Source organism: Microbacterium sp. SLBN-146 (assembly GCF_006715145.1).
Taxonomy (GTDB): Bacteria; Actinomycetota; Actinomycetes; order Actinomycetales; family Microbacteriaceae; genus Microbacterium.
Map to the genome: position 1 here is coordinate 684860 of NZ_VFMR01000001.1, position 16417 is coordinate 701276.

General features: G+C 69.1%; 19 protein-coding genes. 10 read left to right on the top strand and 9 right to left on the bottom strand.

What is annotated here, in order from left to right:
* Positions 1 to 8 precede the first annotated feature (8 nt).
* From FBY39_RS02835 to FBY39_RS02845, 3 genes are all read left to right on the top strand, one after another.
* The gene (locus tag FBY39_RS02835) at positions 9 to 764 is read left to right on the top strand and encodes a DUF5131 family protein (protein ID WP_141930149.1); all 756 of its coding nucleotides are present in this window, start codon (positions 9 to 11) and stop codon (positions 762 to 764) included.
* Between the two features lie 128 nt (positions 765 to 892).
* The gene (locus FBY39_RS02840; RefSeq protein ID WP_141930150.1) at positions 893 to 1558 is read left to right on the top strand and encodes a hypothetical protein; all 666 of its coding nucleotides are present in this window, start codon (positions 893 to 895) and stop codon (positions 1556 to 1558) included.
* Between the two features lie 183 nt (positions 1559 to 1741).
* Complete coding sequence (locus FBY39_RS02845) at positions 1742 to 2041, top strand: hypothetical protein (protein WP_141930151.1); 300 nt, start codon at positions 1742 to 1744, stop codon at positions 2039 to 2041.
* A 4-nt stretch (positions 2042 to 2045) separates the two neighbouring features.
* Here the strand turns inward: FBY39_RS02845 and FBY39_RS02850 are convergent, their stop codons facing one another.
* The 8 genes from FBY39_RS02850 to FBY39_RS02885 all read right to left on the bottom strand — a co-directional run bounded on the left by FBY39_RS02850 (position 2046) and on the right by FBY39_RS02885 (position 10394).
* Positions 2046 to 2948, bottom strand: coding sequence for a hypothetical protein (locus FBY39_RS02850; RefSeq protein ID WP_141930152.1), 903 nt, complete (start codon positions 2946 to 2948; stop codon positions 2046 to 2048).
* A gap of 457 nt (positions 2949 to 3405) precedes the next feature.
* A complete protein-coding gene (locus tag FBY39_RS02855) occupies positions 3406 to 3756 on the bottom strand; it encodes a hypothetical protein (protein WP_141930153.1) in 351 nt (116 codons plus the stop codon).
* 197 nt (positions 3757 to 3953) lie between these two features.
* Positions 3954 to 4805 (bottom strand): DUF4097 domain-containing protein, encoded by an 852-nt coding sequence (locus tag FBY39_RS02860; RefSeq protein ID WP_141930154.1) that lies wholly within the window; start codon positions 4803 to 4805, stop codon positions 3954 to 3956.
* Positions 4802 to 5488 carry a response regulator transcription factor gene (locus FBY39_RS02865; RefSeq protein WP_141930155.1) on the bottom strand — a complete coding sequence of 229 codons (687 nt, stop codon included), beginning with the start codon at positions 5486 to 5488 and terminating at the stop codon, positions 4802 to 4804. The genes FBY39_RS02860 and FBY39_RS02865 overlap by 4 nt, the downstream gene beginning before the upstream one ends.
* Positions 5476 to 6777, bottom strand: a complete 1302-nt coding sequence (locus tag FBY39_RS02870) for a histidine kinase (protein ID WP_141930156.1) — start codon at positions 6775 to 6777, stop codon at positions 5476 to 5478. Before FBY39_RS02870 ends, FBY39_RS02865 begins: the two co-directional genes overlap by 13 nt.
* Before the next feature lie 79 nt (positions 6778 to 6856).
* Positions 6857 to 8170, bottom strand: a complete 1314-nt coding sequence (locus tag FBY39_RS02875) for a cytochrome b/b6 domain-containing protein (protein WP_260837413.1) — start codon at positions 8168 to 8170, stop codon at positions 6857 to 6859.
* Positions 8171 to 8657: 487 nt separating this feature from the next.
* Entirely contained in the window at positions 8658 to 9614 is a 957-nt protein-coding gene (locus FBY39_RS02880; protein ID WP_141930158.1) for an electron transfer flavoprotein subunit alpha/FixB family protein, read from the bottom strand.
* Positions 9615 to 9617: 3 nt separating this feature from the next.
* On the bottom strand, positions 9618 to 10394 hold the full coding sequence (locus FBY39_RS02885) for an electron transfer flavoprotein subunit beta/FixA family protein (RefSeq protein ID WP_141930159.1): 777 nt from the start codon (positions 10392 to 10394) through the stop codon (positions 9618 to 9620).
* A 189-nt stretch (positions 10395 to 10583) separates the two neighbouring features.
* Between FBY39_RS02885 and FBY39_RS02890 the strand changes: the two genes are divergently transcribed.
* Positions 10584 to 11120 carry a MarR family winged helix-turn-helix transcriptional regulator gene (locus FBY39_RS02890; RefSeq protein WP_141930160.1) on the top strand — a complete coding sequence of 179 codons (537 nt, stop codon included), beginning with the start codon at positions 10584 to 10586 and terminating at the stop codon, positions 11118 to 11120.
* A 36-nt stretch (positions 11121 to 11156) separates the two neighbouring features.
* Here FBY39_RS02890 and FBY39_RS02895 read toward each other — a convergent pair whose 3' ends face one another.
* The gene (locus FBY39_RS02895) at positions 11157 to 11933 is read right to left on the bottom strand and encodes an enoyl-CoA hydratase-related protein (RefSeq protein WP_141930161.1); all 777 of its coding nucleotides are present in this window, start codon (positions 11931 to 11933) and stop codon (positions 11157 to 11159) included.
* 143 nt (positions 11934 to 12076) lie between these two features.
* On the opposite strand from FBY39_RS02895, the gene FBY39_RS02900 reads away from it, so the two are divergent.
* The 6 genes from FBY39_RS02900 (at position 12077) to FBY39_RS02925 (ending at position 16291) form a co-directional block, all read left to right on the top strand.
* A complete protein-coding gene (locus FBY39_RS02900) occupies positions 12077 to 12364 on the top strand; it encodes a WXG100 family type VII secretion target (RefSeq protein WP_141930162.1) in 288 nt (95 codons plus the stop codon).
* Positions 12365 to 12520: 156 nt separating this feature from the next.
* Positions 12521 to 12817: a hypothetical protein gene (locus tag FBY39_RS02905; RefSeq protein WP_141930163.1), complete on the top strand. Its 297-nt coding sequence runs from the start codon at positions 12521 to 12523 to the stop codon at positions 12815 to 12817.
* A complete protein-coding gene (locus tag FBY39_RS02910) occupies positions 12814 to 14184 on the top strand; it encodes a hypothetical protein (RefSeq protein WP_141930164.1) in 1371 nt (456 codons plus the stop codon). The genes FBY39_RS02905 and FBY39_RS02910 overlap by 4 nt, the downstream gene beginning before the upstream one ends.
* Before the next feature lie 33 nt (positions 14185 to 14217).
* On the top strand, positions 14218 to 14808 hold the full coding sequence (locus tag FBY39_RS02915) for a hypothetical protein (RefSeq protein ID WP_141930165.1): 591 nt from the start codon (positions 14218 to 14220) through the stop codon (positions 14806 to 14808).
* Positions 14805 to 15674, top strand: coding sequence for a hypothetical protein (locus FBY39_RS02920; protein WP_141930166.1), 870 nt, complete (start codon positions 14805 to 14807; stop codon positions 15672 to 15674). The genes FBY39_RS02915 and FBY39_RS02920 overlap by 4 nt, the downstream gene beginning before the upstream one ends.
* Positions 15671 to 16291, top strand: a complete 621-nt coding sequence (locus FBY39_RS02925) for a hypothetical protein (protein ID WP_141930167.1) — start codon at positions 15671 to 15673, stop codon at positions 16289 to 16291. Before FBY39_RS02920 ends, FBY39_RS02925 begins: the two co-directional genes overlap by 4 nt.
* Positions 16292 to 16417: the final 126 nt, after the last annotated feature.

Genomic DNA, 16417 nt, shown 5'->3' on the forward strand with positions numbered 1-16417 from the left:
GCATCAGCATGGCGAAGACAACGATCGAGTGGACCGAGGTCACCTGGAACCCGGTCACGGGATGCGACCGGACCTCCGCGGGCTGTGACAACTGTTACGCGCTCACCCTCTCCAAGCGCCTGAAGGCGATGGGCGCCGAGAAGTACCGGAATGATGGGGACCCCCGGACCTCCGGCCCCGGCTTCGGCGTCACGATCCACCCCAAGTCGCTGGAGCAGCCACTGAAGTGGCGCAAGCCGCTGACTGTGTTTGTCAACTCGATGAGCGACCTTTTCCACGCCAAGGTGCCGACGTCCTTCGTTCAGGACGTTTTCGACGTCATGGCCGCAACCCCGCAGCACACCTATCAGGTGCTCACCAAGCGCTCACTTCGGCTCCGGCGAATGGCCGACAAGCTCACGTGGCCCTCCAACGTCTGGATGGGCGTCTCCGTAGAAGAGCCCAAGGTCCTGAACCGTATCGACGACCTCCGCGAGGTGCCCGCCGCCGTCCGCTTCCTCTCATGCGAGCCACTCATCGCCGCTCTGCCGGGGATGAACCTAGAGGGCATCGACTGGGTGATCGCGGGCGGTGAGTCCGGCGCCCACCACCGGCCGATCGATTCGGATTGGGTGGAGAACATCCGCGACCAGTGCCGCGATGCTGAGATCCCATTCTTCTTCAAGCAGTGGGGCGGGCGCACGCCGAAGCAGCACGGCCGCGACCTCGAAGGCCGCACCTGGGACGAGATGCCTACGCCTCGCGTCAGATTCGCCGCTGCATGACAAGCCGCTGGACATGTGCCTTTTCGACTGTTGCAGCCGTGATCAGCGGGGAGACGTCCCAGTCCTGGCTGGAAGCTCTCGCGGAGTACGTCTTATCACCCGAGGCGATTGGCGCCCTCGCTCTAAACGTGACCGCTGCGGGCCTCGCCTTCGCTGGGGCTTGGTGGCTGGTACGACGACAGCTTCGACACGATCGCGATCTGTTCCGCGAACAGCTGACCGCCGCGCGAGAATCTCGCCGTGCCGAGATACGGCGCCTCGCGGCCTATCGGTTGGGGGAGTCCCTCATTGGCGCGGCGGACGAGTGGTACGGCATGAGCCCAGCCGAGGCGTACGAGCGCCTCGGCAAGACGGGCTTCACCGAACGGATAAGAGCTACTCCAGGTGCAGACGCGATCTCCGATGCGCGCGACCGGGCCGAGCATGAACTCGACTTGGATGACACTCTCACTCGCGTGTGGCGACTGAAACTCGTGTGGTGGGATGCGGCACAGACACATCGAAACGATCCTCGTGTCACGGCGCTCGCTGGCTCTGCGCAGCGGAGCGTGATGTTCGATCTCGTGGACCAGCAGTTCACCGAGTACGACGGGCTCGTGCGCGATCTTGGTGTCCAGCTGATGCGATGGGACGGCGAAGGCGACCTCCCCAGCATCCCCGCGTCAGCCATCCCAAAGGTGCCCGCAGACAGATTCGCGGAGATGAGCCTTTCCGTTCTCGACGGCATCCTGACCCGGCGACAAGAGCGTCTGGAGAAACAACGTGCGAAGAAGGCGACGGATCCGCACTCATAGCTACGCGATAACCACCAACGATGCACAGCAGCCTCCGCGCGCGGGCCGGGATGTGAGCCGCGTCCCAACTTGGCAACCGCACCAGCGCCCACGCGGCGGACGCAGCGCCGAGCCGGAGAGGCGCACACGCACCCGATTCAGGAGTACCTGGAGCGCCGCCAGGTATACGCACTCCTGAAGGCTGTGATCGCCCCCGCCGTCGCGGCCGGACGCATCGCGTCCAATCTCTGCCAGATCAAGGGTGCCGGGATCGCTAATTCCGAGGAGCGGCCGTACATGCCGCCGGAGGTCCTGGACTCCATTGTTGCCCGCGCCAGGCACCGAACCGCGCGGGCCGGCCTGATCTACCAGCACGCTGCGGAGGAGCGGAGCCGGTTGGTCGCGGAGCGCATGGACGCGCTGGCCAGCGGGGCCTCGGCGGTAGCCCGCCTGGAGGCAGTCGTCCAGTTAGGCATTCCAGCGCTCACCAGCACCGGCCGGTAGGCGACTACGGACAGGGTGACGACAGCGGGGCCGTTCCGCCCACGAGGACCGTAATTAGCGACTCGTACTCTCCCTGATCGCATACGGTGCGACTCGTGACGGATGCGGCCGGGAAGCGCTCGATGGCCCGGCCCTCCGTCATCACCGTCGTCCACCCATCCTCGGACTGAAGCACGTAACCGGTCAGGTCCGCTCCGTCCGCCGTGATTGATTCGAGTGGGAGCCAGAAGCCCCTGGGCATCGCGAAGATGACCACGATGAGCACCACGGAGACGAGGAGCAGATGCGTGACGCTCCCGAGGGGCTGGCTGGCGATGGTCACTCGTACGCGCAGAGCCGTGCGCCACGGGTGCCCGGCCCGCCGCCACCTGAACACGCCGACACCCCACACTGTGAGCGCCCCGAGTGCGAGCGCACCGCCGAACCAGAGGATCGTCTCGATGGTGTCCGGCCACGGGCCGACGAGGACGTACAACAACGGCAGGGCGATGATGAGGACGAGCCACCAGTTCCTGTTCGGGGCCGTGCGCCGGAGCAACTGGCGGGTGAGCGGCGCGTCAGTGATGAGCGGCTGGAGCGCTAGCCAGAACAGAAGCGGCAGCAGGGGGAGGAGCGTCCCGAGGAGGAGCGTGGGCACGTCCAGCGTCTCGATGAGCACCCGCATGAGAACGGGGTCGCCGCCGGAGTACAGGACGATGCGGAGCGCGGCCATCGCCACGGGAAGAACGGCGACGAGCACGCCCACGTCTAGCCAGCGGGACCGGGCAACCTTCGCTTGCGCAGGGTCGGATTCCCGGATGGGATCGGGGACGGCCGGTGCCTGCGCGGGCACGGCCGCGCCGCCCAAAACCCCCGTCTCCCAGGGCTCGCCAGTCACGCCCGACGCCGCCCCTTCAGTCTCCGCCACGGCGTTAGCGTAGCGGGATGACTGAGGAAAGGGGCGCCATCGGCCCCAGCGCGCGATCGACTGGGCGCGGCACCCGGATCGATCCCCGTGGCCACCGACTGGCTAATCGCGCCGCGCCGTCAATCATTCGAACAGCGGCAAGTCATCCCAGTTGAGGGTCCAACCTTCAGTGCCAGCCACCGCGTCGGCTACCTTCCGCGCGCCGTGAGAGTAGACGCGAGCGCAGCTTATCGCGCCAGCGACCAGGAGCGAGTGTTTGCCGCTGCGCATCGGTCGCAGCACTTCTGTTGCCGGCGGATCATCGGCTCGAAGCGGTGCAGGCCAACGCTCCGCGCGCCAGCCCGTCGTCAGGCCGTGAGTGAGCGAGTGCCGCACCTGCATCCACGCGGCTCTGCCTCTGAGCGTCGGCCCAGCCGTAGGTGCGCGATGCGGGGCTACGGTAGGTCACAGTCGGAAACTACAAGATGGTCACCATCGATGGCGCGTCTATCCCCGGCGCGGCCTTGGGTACCGCTGCCTTCATGCGATTAGCGAACTCCGGGATCGCTGGGTTGTTCCATGCGCCGACTGCTTTCGCTATCTCCGCGAAGCCCGCTCCAAGGTGCGCAAGCGTGACAGCCAAGAAGTCCTCGGCGAAGCCCTCGAACGCGGAGATGCTTGTCAAGACAATCGCAGGGCTGAGCACCGCTGCGTTGCCCGGGTGCCCTATCCGACGAGAGTGCAGGCTCAACAACTTGTAGGGCGTCCGCATCGCGCGCACGTACTTGTCAACGACGGTCTGTGGGTCTGGTGCGGTGATGATTGCCACGGCTCTGAGTGTGGTCCATGGGCGCCGCCGGCGAATGTATTGGCGCGTCTTGGCACCCGGAGCACTGGGAAGCGGTGGAAGAGGAGCCATGGCCAAAGAGTGAATCCCACGGTGACCTAGGGATAGGTATGTGGAGGGGACGACGGGAGTCGCGCCCGCACCATCAGGTGGGGCTGCCACCCTCTCATCCCCACACCTCACTCCGCGCGGAGGGTCGCGTTCCCGGCCGAGACGGACACCGTCACGACACGGGATGCTCCGGGCACCGATCCGATCCGGTTGTCGAAGTCGCCCGCCGAGACGTCCGACCGCACGTCGTAGTCACCCTCGGGCACGGTGAGGTCGAGCGATCCGGCGCTCACCTCGATCGCAAGCTCCTGCGGCGGCGTGCCCGTCAAGGCCCCGACGATCTCGCCGGCGCTGACGACGAACTCGCCCTCACGGGCACCGTCGATCGTGAGGTCGGCGCGGCCGGCGTTGACCTCGACGGAGACGTCTCGTGCCGTGGCATCCAGATCGGCGCGGCCCGCATTCACCGTCAGATCCAGCTCGCCGAAGTCGCCGTCGGCGCGGAGGTCTCCCGCCGACAGATCGAAGTCGGCGTCGATGCCCTCGAGCGCGACGGGCAGGCGCAGGACGGCGTCGCCCGCGCCGCCGAAGAGCCAGCCGAGGCCGAACAAGCGAGGCGACTCGACGCGCAGGCTGTCGCCGTCACGCGTGAGCGACCACTGGCCGGCGGCCGCGGACGTCCGGACGTCGAGCTCGGCCTCGTCGATGTCGGCGAATTCGATGCGAAGGCTCCCCGCCGACACGTCGGCATCGAGCTCGTCGACGCCCGCTACGGCAACCGAGGTCGCGAACGGCTGGCCGCTCGCGCTCGCGCTGAAGACGGTCTGCACGACGGTGACCGTGACGGCCCCGAGGATCAGGACGCCACCGAGTGCCATCGCGGCGATCGAGATCGCGCGGGCTGCGGGACTCGGCGACGCGGGTGCGGGCGCCGGCGGCTGGACGGGCTGTTCAGGGGCGGGAGGGGTCATGGTGGTCATGCGAGTTCTCCTGTCGAGGGGCCGGCGGACGCACTGCCGCCGTGCTCGAGGTGGACGAGGGCGGCGAGCACCCGGCGGTTGCCGGACTCGTCCTGCTCGAGATCGAGCTTCTGGAAGACGGCGGTGATGTGCTTCTCGACACTGCCTTCGCTGATGAAGAGGGTCTTGGCGATCGCCTGGTTGGACTTGCCTTCGGCGATGAGCGCCAGCACGGTGCGCTCGCGGTCGGTGAGCCGCTGCATCCGTTCGTCGCGAGCGCGGCGTCCGAGGAGCTGCGCGACGACCTCGGGGTCGAACACGGTCGCGCCGGCGCCGATCGACTCGACGGTGTCGACGAACTCCGATACGTCGGCGACGCGGTCCTTGAGGAGGTAGCCGAGCGCGCCGCCCCGACTCGCGAGCAGCTCTGAGGCGTACCGCTCCTCCACGTACTGCGACAGGACGAGGACGGGCAGGTCGGGGTGCTGGCCGCGGAGGCGGAGCGCCGCACGGATGCCTTCGTCGGTGTGGGTCGGAGGAAGCCGGACGTCGAGGATGCACAGCTCGGGATTGGACTCGACGACCGCCTCGTCGAGCGCGCGGGCGTCGGGAAGCGACGCCACGACGTCGTGTCCGGCATCCTGCAGCAGACGGGCGATGCCCTCGCGCAGGAGTGCGGAGTCTTCGCAGATCAGAATGCGCACGGGATGCTCACCTCCACCGATGTGGGCCCGCCGACGGGGCTGTCGAGGCGGAACTGGCCGCCCACGCCGAGCACCCGATTGGCGATGCCGTCGAGTCCGCCGCCGGCGATGACGGTCGCCCCGCCGATGCCGTTGTCTTCGATGCGCGCCCAGAGGAGCCCCTCGTCACGCTGCCGCACGACGATGCGACATTCGGTCGCGCGGGCATGCTTCGCGGCGTTCGTGAGCGACTCGGCGATGACGAAGTACGCCGCCGTCTCCGCCGCCTGACTGCAGCGTTGCGACAGGCGCACGTCGAGCACGACGGGCACGGGTGACCGCGCGGCGAGCGCTGAAAGCGCGGCATCCAGTCCTCGATCGTCGAGGACGGACGTGTGGATGCCACGGGCGAGCTGCCGCAGCTCGGTGATCGCCGCTTTCGTCGACGTGTGCGCTTCGGCGATGAGCGCCTTCGCCGCCTCGGGGTCGTCGTCGATCTTCTGCTGTGCCATGCCGAGCGTCATCCCCACCGAGACGAGCCGGGGCTGGACGCCGTCGTGAAGGTCGCGCTCGATACGGGTGCGCTCGACATCGGCAGCACGGACGGCTCCGGCGCGCTGCACGTTGGACGTCCGGGCACGCTCGGCCAGGAGCGCTTCGCGCGACGGGACGAGGATCGCGCGGGTGAGGACGCCGTGAAGGAGCGCGAGTCCGACGATGGCGGCAGCGGATGCCAGGGCGACGATGAGTCCCACGGGGATCGCCCACGCGGCGGGAACGCCGAAGCCGAGACGCGCGAAGCTGACGGCCTCGCCGCCCGCGAAGAGGGACGCGATGGCGCCGGTCAGGCCGCCCGTGAAGACACCGACGAAGGTCAGGACTGCCATGCCGAGGATCGTCGAGATGGCTGCGCTCGCAACGCCGCGCCACATCGGCGGGTCGATCGCCTGCTGCCAGAACGTGCGGAGCAGGCCACCGAAACCCGGGCGCCCGCTCGTGCGGATGCGCCGCGGCGGAAGCCCGAACCCGTAGAGCCCGTCGACGCGCGCCGCTTCGAGCCACGACGTCGCGAACAGGGCGTAGGCGAGGGCGACGAGGAACACGGCGCCGATGAGGAAGACGAGGAGGAGACTCACCCCGACACTGAAGAGGCCGATGAGGATCGTGAAGACGATCGGGCCCACGAGGCCGAGGGCCGCGAGCTGGAGGATCGCTCCGGCGACGACGCGAGGACGCGAGATGCTCACGGCGCGGGGCGTGCTCTCGACGGCTCCGATGTCAGCGGCGAGCGGGGCGGATGCTGTGGTCATGCCTCCACGGTAGGGCGCACCTCGCTCGCGCGCCCGGGTGCTCTCCGGACGCTTCTCTTCCGGTTATCCCCCAGGAACGTCAGCGTCCGCTGACGTTCCCGAACAGTTTGGCGATGGGGGCGAGGACGAGGGGGCGGGCGGCGACCCATCCGGCGGCGATCACGACGAGCGACGCCGTGAAGATCCAGAACCCCGCCCAGTTGTCGACGTAGGCGTTCGGATCGACCGATCCCTGCATCGCGTACATGTGGTTGAGGTTCCGCAGCGCCCCCGTCGCGAAGACGAGCGCGACGTGGACGATGATGAAGAACACGAAGTACAGCATCACGGGGAAGTGCACCTTGCGCGCCCACTCGACAGGGTAGATCCGGTTGAGGGTCGCGGCCTTCTTGGGCCACACGCCGCTCATGCGGACGCCCGTGATGATCGCGAGAGGTGCCGCGACGAACACGGTAGTGAAGTACGCGAGTTGCTGGAGCGCGTTGTAGTTGACCCAGCCGTTCTCGGTCGGCCAGTCGAGCGAGACATACTGCAGCGCGGCCGAGACGGCGTTGGGGAAGACCTCCCACGACGTCGGCACGATCCGCATCCACTGCCCCGTGACGAACAGCAGCACGACGAAGATGAGCCCGTTGATGATCCACAGCAGGTCGAGCGACTGGTGGAACCACAGCGTGAGGCTGATCTTGCCCTTGGGCTTGTTGCGGGGCGTCCAGAACGCGGTCGGGCGTTTCTCGGAGCGCACGCGGAGTCCCGAGCGGATGATCAGGACGATGAGGAAGACGTTGAAGAAGTGCTGCCACCCGAGCCAGGCCGGGAAGCCGACCGGCGCGCCCTCGGGCAGGTGGTACTCGCCCGGGTAGGTCTGCACGAAGCTCGAGAGCGGCTCGATCGACAGCAGCCATCGCACGGCGAAGACCGCCATGGCGGCCGCGACGAGGAGGCCGCCCCCTCCGACGATCGCGGCGCCGACCCACTGGAGCCGCGTGAACGGACCGATGCGCTTCGGCTCAGGAGTCGTCAGGGGTTTGCCGGCGAGGCGATCACGCTCGAACGCGAGGGCAGCGGCACCCTGGCGGACGGTCGGCGTGAAGGGGAGCGGAACGGAAACGTCGATGGGAGTGGGCGCAAGTGCCACGACGGCCGCCTCGGTGCTGTCGGGCGTCGTCGCCTCGACCACGATGTCGCGCGCGGGCGCCTCCGGCTCGACCAGGGTCGGTCGCGCGCTCGGGGCGTAGTCCGCGGGCGGCCAGGGCTCTCCCCCCGGCGTACGCGGAAGCCCGCGTCGCACGCTGAGTGCTCCCGCGACGGCTGCGGCGGGCACGAGGCCTGCGGATTGACTCTGGGCTGCGGCATCCGGCTGCGGCGCCTCCGCCTCACGGCTCTCCGGCACGTCGGCCGCCACTGCTCCGGCTGCGACGACATCCTCCTGAGCAGGCGCCTCCGCTTGACGGGGCCCGGAGTTCGCGACGGCGGATGCCGGGGGCCAAGGCTCCCCGCCCGGCACGCGCGGCAACCCGCGTCGCACCGCGCGCGTCGCGGCTCCCCCACCCGCAGCTTCACTTGTCGCAAACGGCGACCCCGCGGCATCCGCACCCGCCATTTGAGACAAGTGAGCGGAAGAAGGCGCCGCGGCAGAGCCCGCGGGTTCACTTGTCGCAAATGGCGACTCCGCGGCATCCGTACCCGCACTTTGAGACAAGTGAGCAGGAGGAGAACCAGCTTCACTTGTCACAGATGGCGACTTCGCGGCATCCGTACCCGCACTTTGGGACAAGTGAGCGGATGCCGCGGGAGCATCGCCGGGAGGGGGCCACGGCTCGCCGCCGGGTCGCCGGGGGAGGCCGCGGCGGAGAGTCGGCCCGAAGGTCGCCATGCGCCTACGCCTTCTTCGCCTCGAGGGCGGCGATGAGCTGCGGCACGACCGTGAAGAGGTCGCCCACAACCCCGAAGTCCGCGATGTCGAAGATGGGGGCGTCGGCGTCTTTGTTGATCGCGACGATCGTCTTCGCGGTCTGCATCCCGGCCTTGTGCTGGATGGCGCCCGAGATCCCGAGCGCGACGTACAGCTGCGGCGAGACCGAGACACCCGTCTGCCCGACCTGGTACGAGTAGGGGACGTAGCCCGCGTCGACGGCCGCACGCGACGCGCCGACGGCGGCGCCCAGCGCATCCGCGAGCTGGTCGACGAGCGCGAAGCCCTCACTCGACCCGAGACCGCGGCCTCCCGAAACGACCTTGCCGGCACCGCGCAGTTCAGGACGCGTCGAGGTGGATGCCGCGGCTTCGACGGCACCGAAGGTCGCCGCCTTGCGCCCCGATGCCTCGACGGCGAGCGTCTCGACGGTCGGCGAGGCGACCGCCTCGGCACGGGCGTCGATCGATCCCTGACGCACCGTGATGACCGGCGCACCGAACGTCGCCGCGGCGTCGACGTTGTAAGCACCGCCGTAGACGGAGTGGTGGGCGACGACACCCTCATCGTCGCGCGAGACACCGACGACATCGACGGCGAGCGCCGAGCGCGTGCGGGCGGCGAACCGCGCCGCCGTCTCGCGGCCTTCGATCGAGTGCGACGCCAGCACGGCGTCGGGCTGCACGAGCGCGGCCGCGGCGGAGAGGGCATCGACGCGGTCGCCGCTCGCGACGAGGACGGTCGGCGCTCCGAGAGCGGCCGCGTCGGCCGCGAGCTTCTCGTCGCCGACGATGAGCGCGACGGGAGTGCCGACACCGGATGCCGCGCCGAGAAGCCCCGCGCTGGACTTGGCGAGCGCGCCCTCCGTCGTGACGTCGAGCAGGACGAGGATCGAATCCGCAGCGAAAGCCATGTCCGTCATTCCTTACGCGAGTCGGTTCTGGATGAGGAACTCCGCGAGCTTCTCGCCCGCGTCGCCCTCGTCGACGATCTTGACGCCCGCTTCTCGCGGCGGCTTCTCGACGAGGCCGATGACGATCGAGCGCGCGGCGTCGGCGGGGAGCGCCTCAACGCCGAGGTCTGCCAGCGACAGCGTCTCGAACGGCTTCTTCTTCGCGGCCATGATGCCCTTGAAGTTGGGGAAGCGCGCGTCGGGGAGAGCATCGGTGATCGAGATGATCGCCGGGAGTTCCGCGGACACCTCGACCGTGCCGTCATCCGTCGCCCGCACGCCCTTGACGGAGGCCTCGGCGATCTCGACGGATGCGAGGTTGAGGGCCGCGGGAACGTCGAGGAGTTCGGAGAGCATGGCCGGCATGACGCCGCCCGTGCCGTCGGTGGAGAGGTTGCCCGTGATCGCGAGGTCGAACCCGACGTGGCGCAGAGTCGCAGCGAGCACCTCGGCGGTCAGCCCGAGATCCGCCCCGGCAAGCTCGTCGTCGATGACCTGCACGGCCGACGCGGCACCCATCGCGAGACCCTTGCGAACGGTCGACTGCGCCGACTCGGGAGCCATCGAGACCACGACGACCTCGGTGCCGGGGTTCGCGTCGGCGTACGACAGCGCGACCTCGAGCGAACGCTCACCGATTTCATCGAGCACCGATTCGGAGGCGGCACGATCTGCCAGCCCCGTCTCGAGGTTCAGCTTGCGGTCCCCATAGGTATCCGGGACTTCCTTGACCAGGACGACGATCTTCACGGGTATCACTCCTCACGCCTCGTCGAGTCTATCGAGATTCCGCTGGTGGTATCCAATCACGCCGGAACATCCCAGCTTTCACCCCTTGCATCGCCGCTTTTGTATACATTCGCGACAAAGTGCCGTCGCTCGGAGCGCGTCCCGCCCGGTCCCGGATACCGTGGATCCACACGTGCAGAGGAGTCGATCATGGTCAAGCGTCGTCCCCTTCCGGTTGATCCGATCGCCGAGGCGAAGCGCCAGTGGGTCGCCCACGGCTGGACGGACGCCGCTTCGGGCATGTCGGCCGTCACGAGCATCATCCGCGCCCAGCAGATCATGCTCGCCCGCATCGACTCCGCGCTCCGACCCTTCGGCCTGTCCTTCGCGCGCTACGAGATGCTGCGCCTCCTCGCCTTCACGCGCGAGGGACGGATGCCGATGGCCAGCGCCATCGCGCGCCTCCAAGTGCACCCGACGAGCGTCACGAACACCGTGGACCGACTCGTCCGCGACGACCTGGTCGAACGCGAACCCCATCCGGAGGACGGACGCGCTGCGATGCTCGTCCTCCTCGAGCCCGGACGCGAACTCGTCGAGCGCGCGACGGCCGCCCTCAACACGACGGTCTTCGAGAACCCCGGGCTCGGCGACGACGACACGGCGGAGCTCGTGCGCATCATCGCGCGGCTGCGCAAAGCATCCGGCGACTTCACCGACCCGCGCCCGCTCCCCGAGCCGCTCTAGCCGCGACCCGCTCTCGCCTCGACTCAGGCGCCGGGATCAGGCGTTGCGGAACTCGGGCGGACGCTTCTCGCGGAACGCCGCCATCCCCTCCTTCTGGTCGGCCGTGTCGAAGAGGCTCGCGAAGACGTGCTTCTCGAGGCGCAGTCCCTCCGCGAGCGGGGTCTCGAGTGCGGCATCCAGAACAGCCTTCGCGGCGTAGACCGATGGAAGCGACTTGGCCGCGATCCCCTCGGCGAGCTTGGCCGCCTCATCGAGCAGATCGGATGCCGCGACGACGCGCGAGACGAGACCCGACCGCTCCGCCTCCTCGGCGCCCATCATGCGCCCCGAGAGGATGAGGTCGGCGGCTTTGTAGTAGCCGACGGCGCGGATGAGCCGCTGCGAGCCCCCCATGCCGGGGATGACGCCGAGGTTGATCTCGGGCTGCCCGAACTTGGCGGTGTCGGAGGCCAGGATGATGTCGCACATCATCGCCAGCTCGCATCCACCGCCGAGCGCGTATCCCGAGACGGCCGCGATGACCGGCGTCCGCACGGCCGCGAAGTCCGCCCAGCCGCCGAAGTGGTCGTCCATCAGCATGTCGAGGCCCGACTTCGCCTCCATCTCCTTGATGTCGGCACCCGCCGCGAACGCACGCTCGGACCCCGTCACGACGATCGCGCCGATCCCGGGGTCGCGGTCGAAGACGGATGCCGCGTGCACGAGATCACGGCACACCTGGCTGTTGAGGGCGTTGAGCGCCTCGGGGCGGTTGAGGGTGATCCACCCGACGCGTCCGCGCGTCTCGACCAGGATCGTCTCGTACTCGGTCATGCGTCCTCCATCGGATTGCTTCCCTCGATCATCCCGCTTCCGACCGACATGGGTAATCCTCCCCATCGTGTTCGTCGCGAGGGTCGGGTTAGCCTGATGCCCGGCCGGGGAACTCGGCCTCAACGAATCGATAGGGGTGGATCATGGCGGATTTCAAGGCGTCTTACGGCGAGATGGAGTCGATGGCGGGCAAGCTCGAGACGGGGCGCGAGGAGATCGGCGATGTTCTGCGCCGCCTCAAGAGCGACGTCGACCGCCTGCTCGGCGATGACTTCAAGACGCAGCACGCGTCGGGCAAGTTCGGCGAGGGCTACAACGAGCTCACGACGGGACTCGAGAAGGCCATCGAGGGCATCAGCGACATGGGCGACTCCCTGCGCAAGATGATGCAGGCCATCAAGGACACCGACCAGGCACTCGCCGGCAACTGACCGACCTTCCCCTTCCGCCCTCCCCTCTCTCCGCTTCCCAATCGACTTGTCGTAGATGTCGGCGACGCGGTGCGTCCCGACGACATATACGACGAGTCGATGAGGGGGACGGAGAAGGGGGGAGGCGGGGGCGGCGCGCGATGACTGGAGGGGATCATGGCGGATGACATCGATGTCGATCTCGACGACCTGCGGCTGATGACGGCGCGACTGCACCGCTTCATCACCGAGTTCGAGGAGATCGCCGCGCACACCGACGACGTCGAAGAGGCCGTCGGACGGCCGACCGGCGACGGGCGGCTGCGCAGTCGCGTCGCCGAGTTCGAGTCGGGCTGGAACGGCAACCGCGAAGTGATCCAGGAATCGCTCACCAACGTGCACGACCATCTGCGCGACTTCATCGACACGATCGAGGAACTCGACGTCAACCTGTCTCGGAGTGACGAGGAATGACTTACGGATACGGCTACGGCGGCGAGCTGCGTTCACCCGAGCGGGGATACCGACTCGAAGAGATCGCCGGCCGCCCGGGTGAGATCGAAGCAGCCGGCGAACGCTATTCGCGTCTCGGATGGCGGATGGACTGGACCGCCGAGGAGCTCGAGAAGCTCGCGGCATCCACGAAGTACAAGGCGGAGGGGCTCGACGCGATCCGCGAGTCGGCGGGAGAGCTGGCCGCGGAGCTGCGCAAACTCGCGATCCGCTACAACGGCACGGGTCCCGTGCTCGTCACCTACGCCGAGGCACTCCGCGACGCACAGCAGACGGGGGTCGACCCGCACGTCGAGCCCATTCGCACGGCTCACCAGCGGGCACAGGAGGCCGAAGCCGAGCTGCGCGCGGCCCAGTCCGCGCAGAACGACCTCGACACGACCTGGATCTGGGAGGACGAGCCGACGCAGGCCGACCGCACCGCCGCGGCATCCGATGTCCGCGACGCGCAGGGCACGCTCACCACGGCCGAAGGCTCGCTGAGCGAGCTGTGGGTCTCGTTCGAGAGCGGCTACTCCGCGTGGGACAGCGCGTACGAAGACGCCGTCACGGGCGTCCGTGACGCGTGCGACGCGTCGGGCGTCAACGACACGTGGTGGGAAGACCTGCTCGACGGTCTCGCGGCCGTCGCGACCATCGTCGGAACGATCGCCGTCATCGCGGCACTCATCGTGACGGGGCCGCTCGCCGGCATCCTGCTCGCGATCGCGGCCGTCGCGAGCATCATCGCTCTCGCCGCCCACCTCACGATGATGATCGCCGGCTCGAAACGCGTCTCGATGACCGACATCGTCTTCGACCTCATCGGCGTGCTCCCCTTCGTCGGAGCTCTCGGGAAGGGCGTGCTCGCGGGCCGCGGCTTCTTCGCGTCACTCCGCGGCGCGGCGGGACTCGGAGGAGCATCGCGCACGACGCTCCAGGCCGGCCGCAACGCCGTCTTCGCCGATGTGCGCTCGATCTCGGGAGCCGGAGGAAGCTTCGGCGGGCAGGCGAACCGCCTCATTCGAGCCTCCGGAGTCGCCGACGACTTCCTCGCGGGGGTCCGCGGCAGCTGGGCCTCAAGCACGTGGAACGCCATCCGGCACGGCGGCACGCGGCTCGACGGTCAGGCGCTCCTCATGTCGCAGCGGATGACGACGGCGTGGCCGGGTGGCCGTATCGGTCAGGCATCGCAGGCATGGCTCCAGGGTGTCGACTCCGCAGGCTCCGTCCTCCAGGTCACGAACGTGTGGAACCTCGGCTACGGCGGCTACCAGTCCGCGCAGGAGTTCGGCGTCCCGCTCCCCGACATTCCCGACTTCGTGCCGAATCCGTTCGGCGGTCGCTAGGCTGTGGGCCGCGACCCCGACCCGGAACGACGTATGACAGCCACTTCTCTCAGCATCGATTACGACCCCGACCGCTGGATCCACATCCCGCTGGACTACGTCGACTCCCCGTGGGCGGATGCCGCGGAGTGGGCCGACGATCTCGCGGACCGTGCGACGCGGGACCGCGAGCTCGGCGAGGCCTATCGCGACGCCGTGCGCGCCGAAGCGCTCGCGACGGCGCTCTTCCCCGCCGAGCACGTGTCGTTCCGGTTCTGGCACTACCCGCTCGACGGCACGCCGACGGGATTCGCGGACATCTACGTCCAGCGGCGCGACGACGACGGCGCGTCGCCGGAGGAGCTCCTTCCTCCGCTCGGCTTCACGGCGCTCGAGCCCGTTGTGGACGCTGTCGAGGCGCCCGGGATGACGCGCGGCATCCGTCGCCTCTCGCTCGGGATCGCCCTGGCGTCCGAAGACGACGAGCCGAGCCTCCTTCCGCGCGCGGAGTGGCTCGGGCTCGTGCCCGGGTGGGTCTGCTACGTCGTCTCGAACGACCACGATGCCGGCCAGCTGACGGCGCGCCTCGACGACCTCGACGCGCTGTTCGCGCACCTCGACCTCGGAGCGCTGAACCCGCGATGACGACCGTGACCCCCAAGGTGCTGAACCGCATCGACCTTCTCGTCGCGGATGCCGATTACCCCGACTCCGCGACGGCGATCGCCGATGCATCGCGCGTCGCGCTCCTGGCATCCCGTCCCGAGGCTGCGGCGGAGCGGGAACGCGTCCGCGTCGCCGCCGTGCGCGAGGCCAACGAGCGCCGTGCGCCCGGTGGAGCCGCCGTGCGCACCGCGGGAACCGTGCACCGCGTGCTGTTCGTCGCCGCCATCGTGCTCGGCGCGGTGGCGATCGGGCTCGTCGCGCTGTCCCCGCGGACGGGGAGCGCCGCCTTCACGCTGCAGGAAGGCGCGCTGCTCGCGGGCATCATCGCGCTCGTATCTGCCGCCCTGCTCGTGTGGCTCGAGCCCGTCCGTGCGAGCGGTGAACTCTGGGGCTCCCACGCCCCCGCGGGTCTCTCTCTCCTCTTCGCCGTCCTGTGGATCGGGTTCGCGGCCTCCGTCGTGATCTTCCGCGGAGACGAGATCAACTCCTACGAGCCGTGGCCCGTCATCGCGGGGCTCGTGCTCTTCGTCGCTGCCGGGATCACCGCCTTCGTGCTGTGGCTGCGGGGGCGCTCCGCCGACCTCGGCGGCGGCCGGCAGACGGGCGTCGCGCACACCCTGCGCGGCCTCTCGGACACCGCCGACGCGCCGGCCGTGTTCACGGCGCTCGATGCCTGGTGGGCGCAGGCCGGGCCGGCCGCGGAGGCCGAGGATCGCGAAGGACTCAGTTCTGCCCGCGGCGCGGTGCTGGCGCACCTGCGTGGCGCGATGATGATCGACGCCCGCGAGGAGAAGAAGGCGGCGACGGTGACGTCGTTCGGCGAGTGGAAGGAGCGCCGACGGTGACGTCGCTACGCGATGAACTCGGGGGGAACCGCGCAGCGCCCACCCCGTACACGATCCTGTGCCCGCCCGGGTGGCGGCGGGTGCCCCCGTCGGCGATCCTCGACGATGCGATGACGGAGCGGGCCGCGGCATCCTTCGAGAGCGCCGGCCGCGCGGATCTCGTGACGGGCCTCCGGGCGCTCATGTCCCGCTTCCGCGGCGCCGTGCGCGAGTCGAAGGTGTTCGAGGTGTATCTGCCACCGGCCGCGGAGGGCGTCATGCTCCCCGCGACGATGCTCGTCTCGCCCTTCGTACTGCCGAGCGGGGTCGCGTGGGAGACGGCGCTCTCGCGGCTCGGACGCGGCGCCGCCGTGGAGAGCGCCGAGTTCACGGAGGTTCCGCTGTGGCGCTGGGAGCGCGCCGAGCAGATGTCCGACGACGATGCGCGTCTCGTCGGCCGGTCGATCCACTACCTTGTTCCCGTGCCCGAAGACGACACGCGTCGCGCGCTGCACTTCCACTTGACCGTCATGACCGCCGACGACCCCGCGGCCACAGAGCTGATCGATCCGCTCGTGACGATCGGCGACCTCATGATGTCGACCTTCCGCTGGCTCGCCCCCACCCCCGCCGCCTAGCTCGCGCGGCCGCCCGCTCGCGTCGCCGCCTGCGCGCGTCGCGGCCTGCTCGCGTCGCGGCCTGCTCGCGTCGCGGCCTGCTCGCGTCGCGGCCTGTTGTCGAGACTCCGGGTTGTCGCCGAGCCA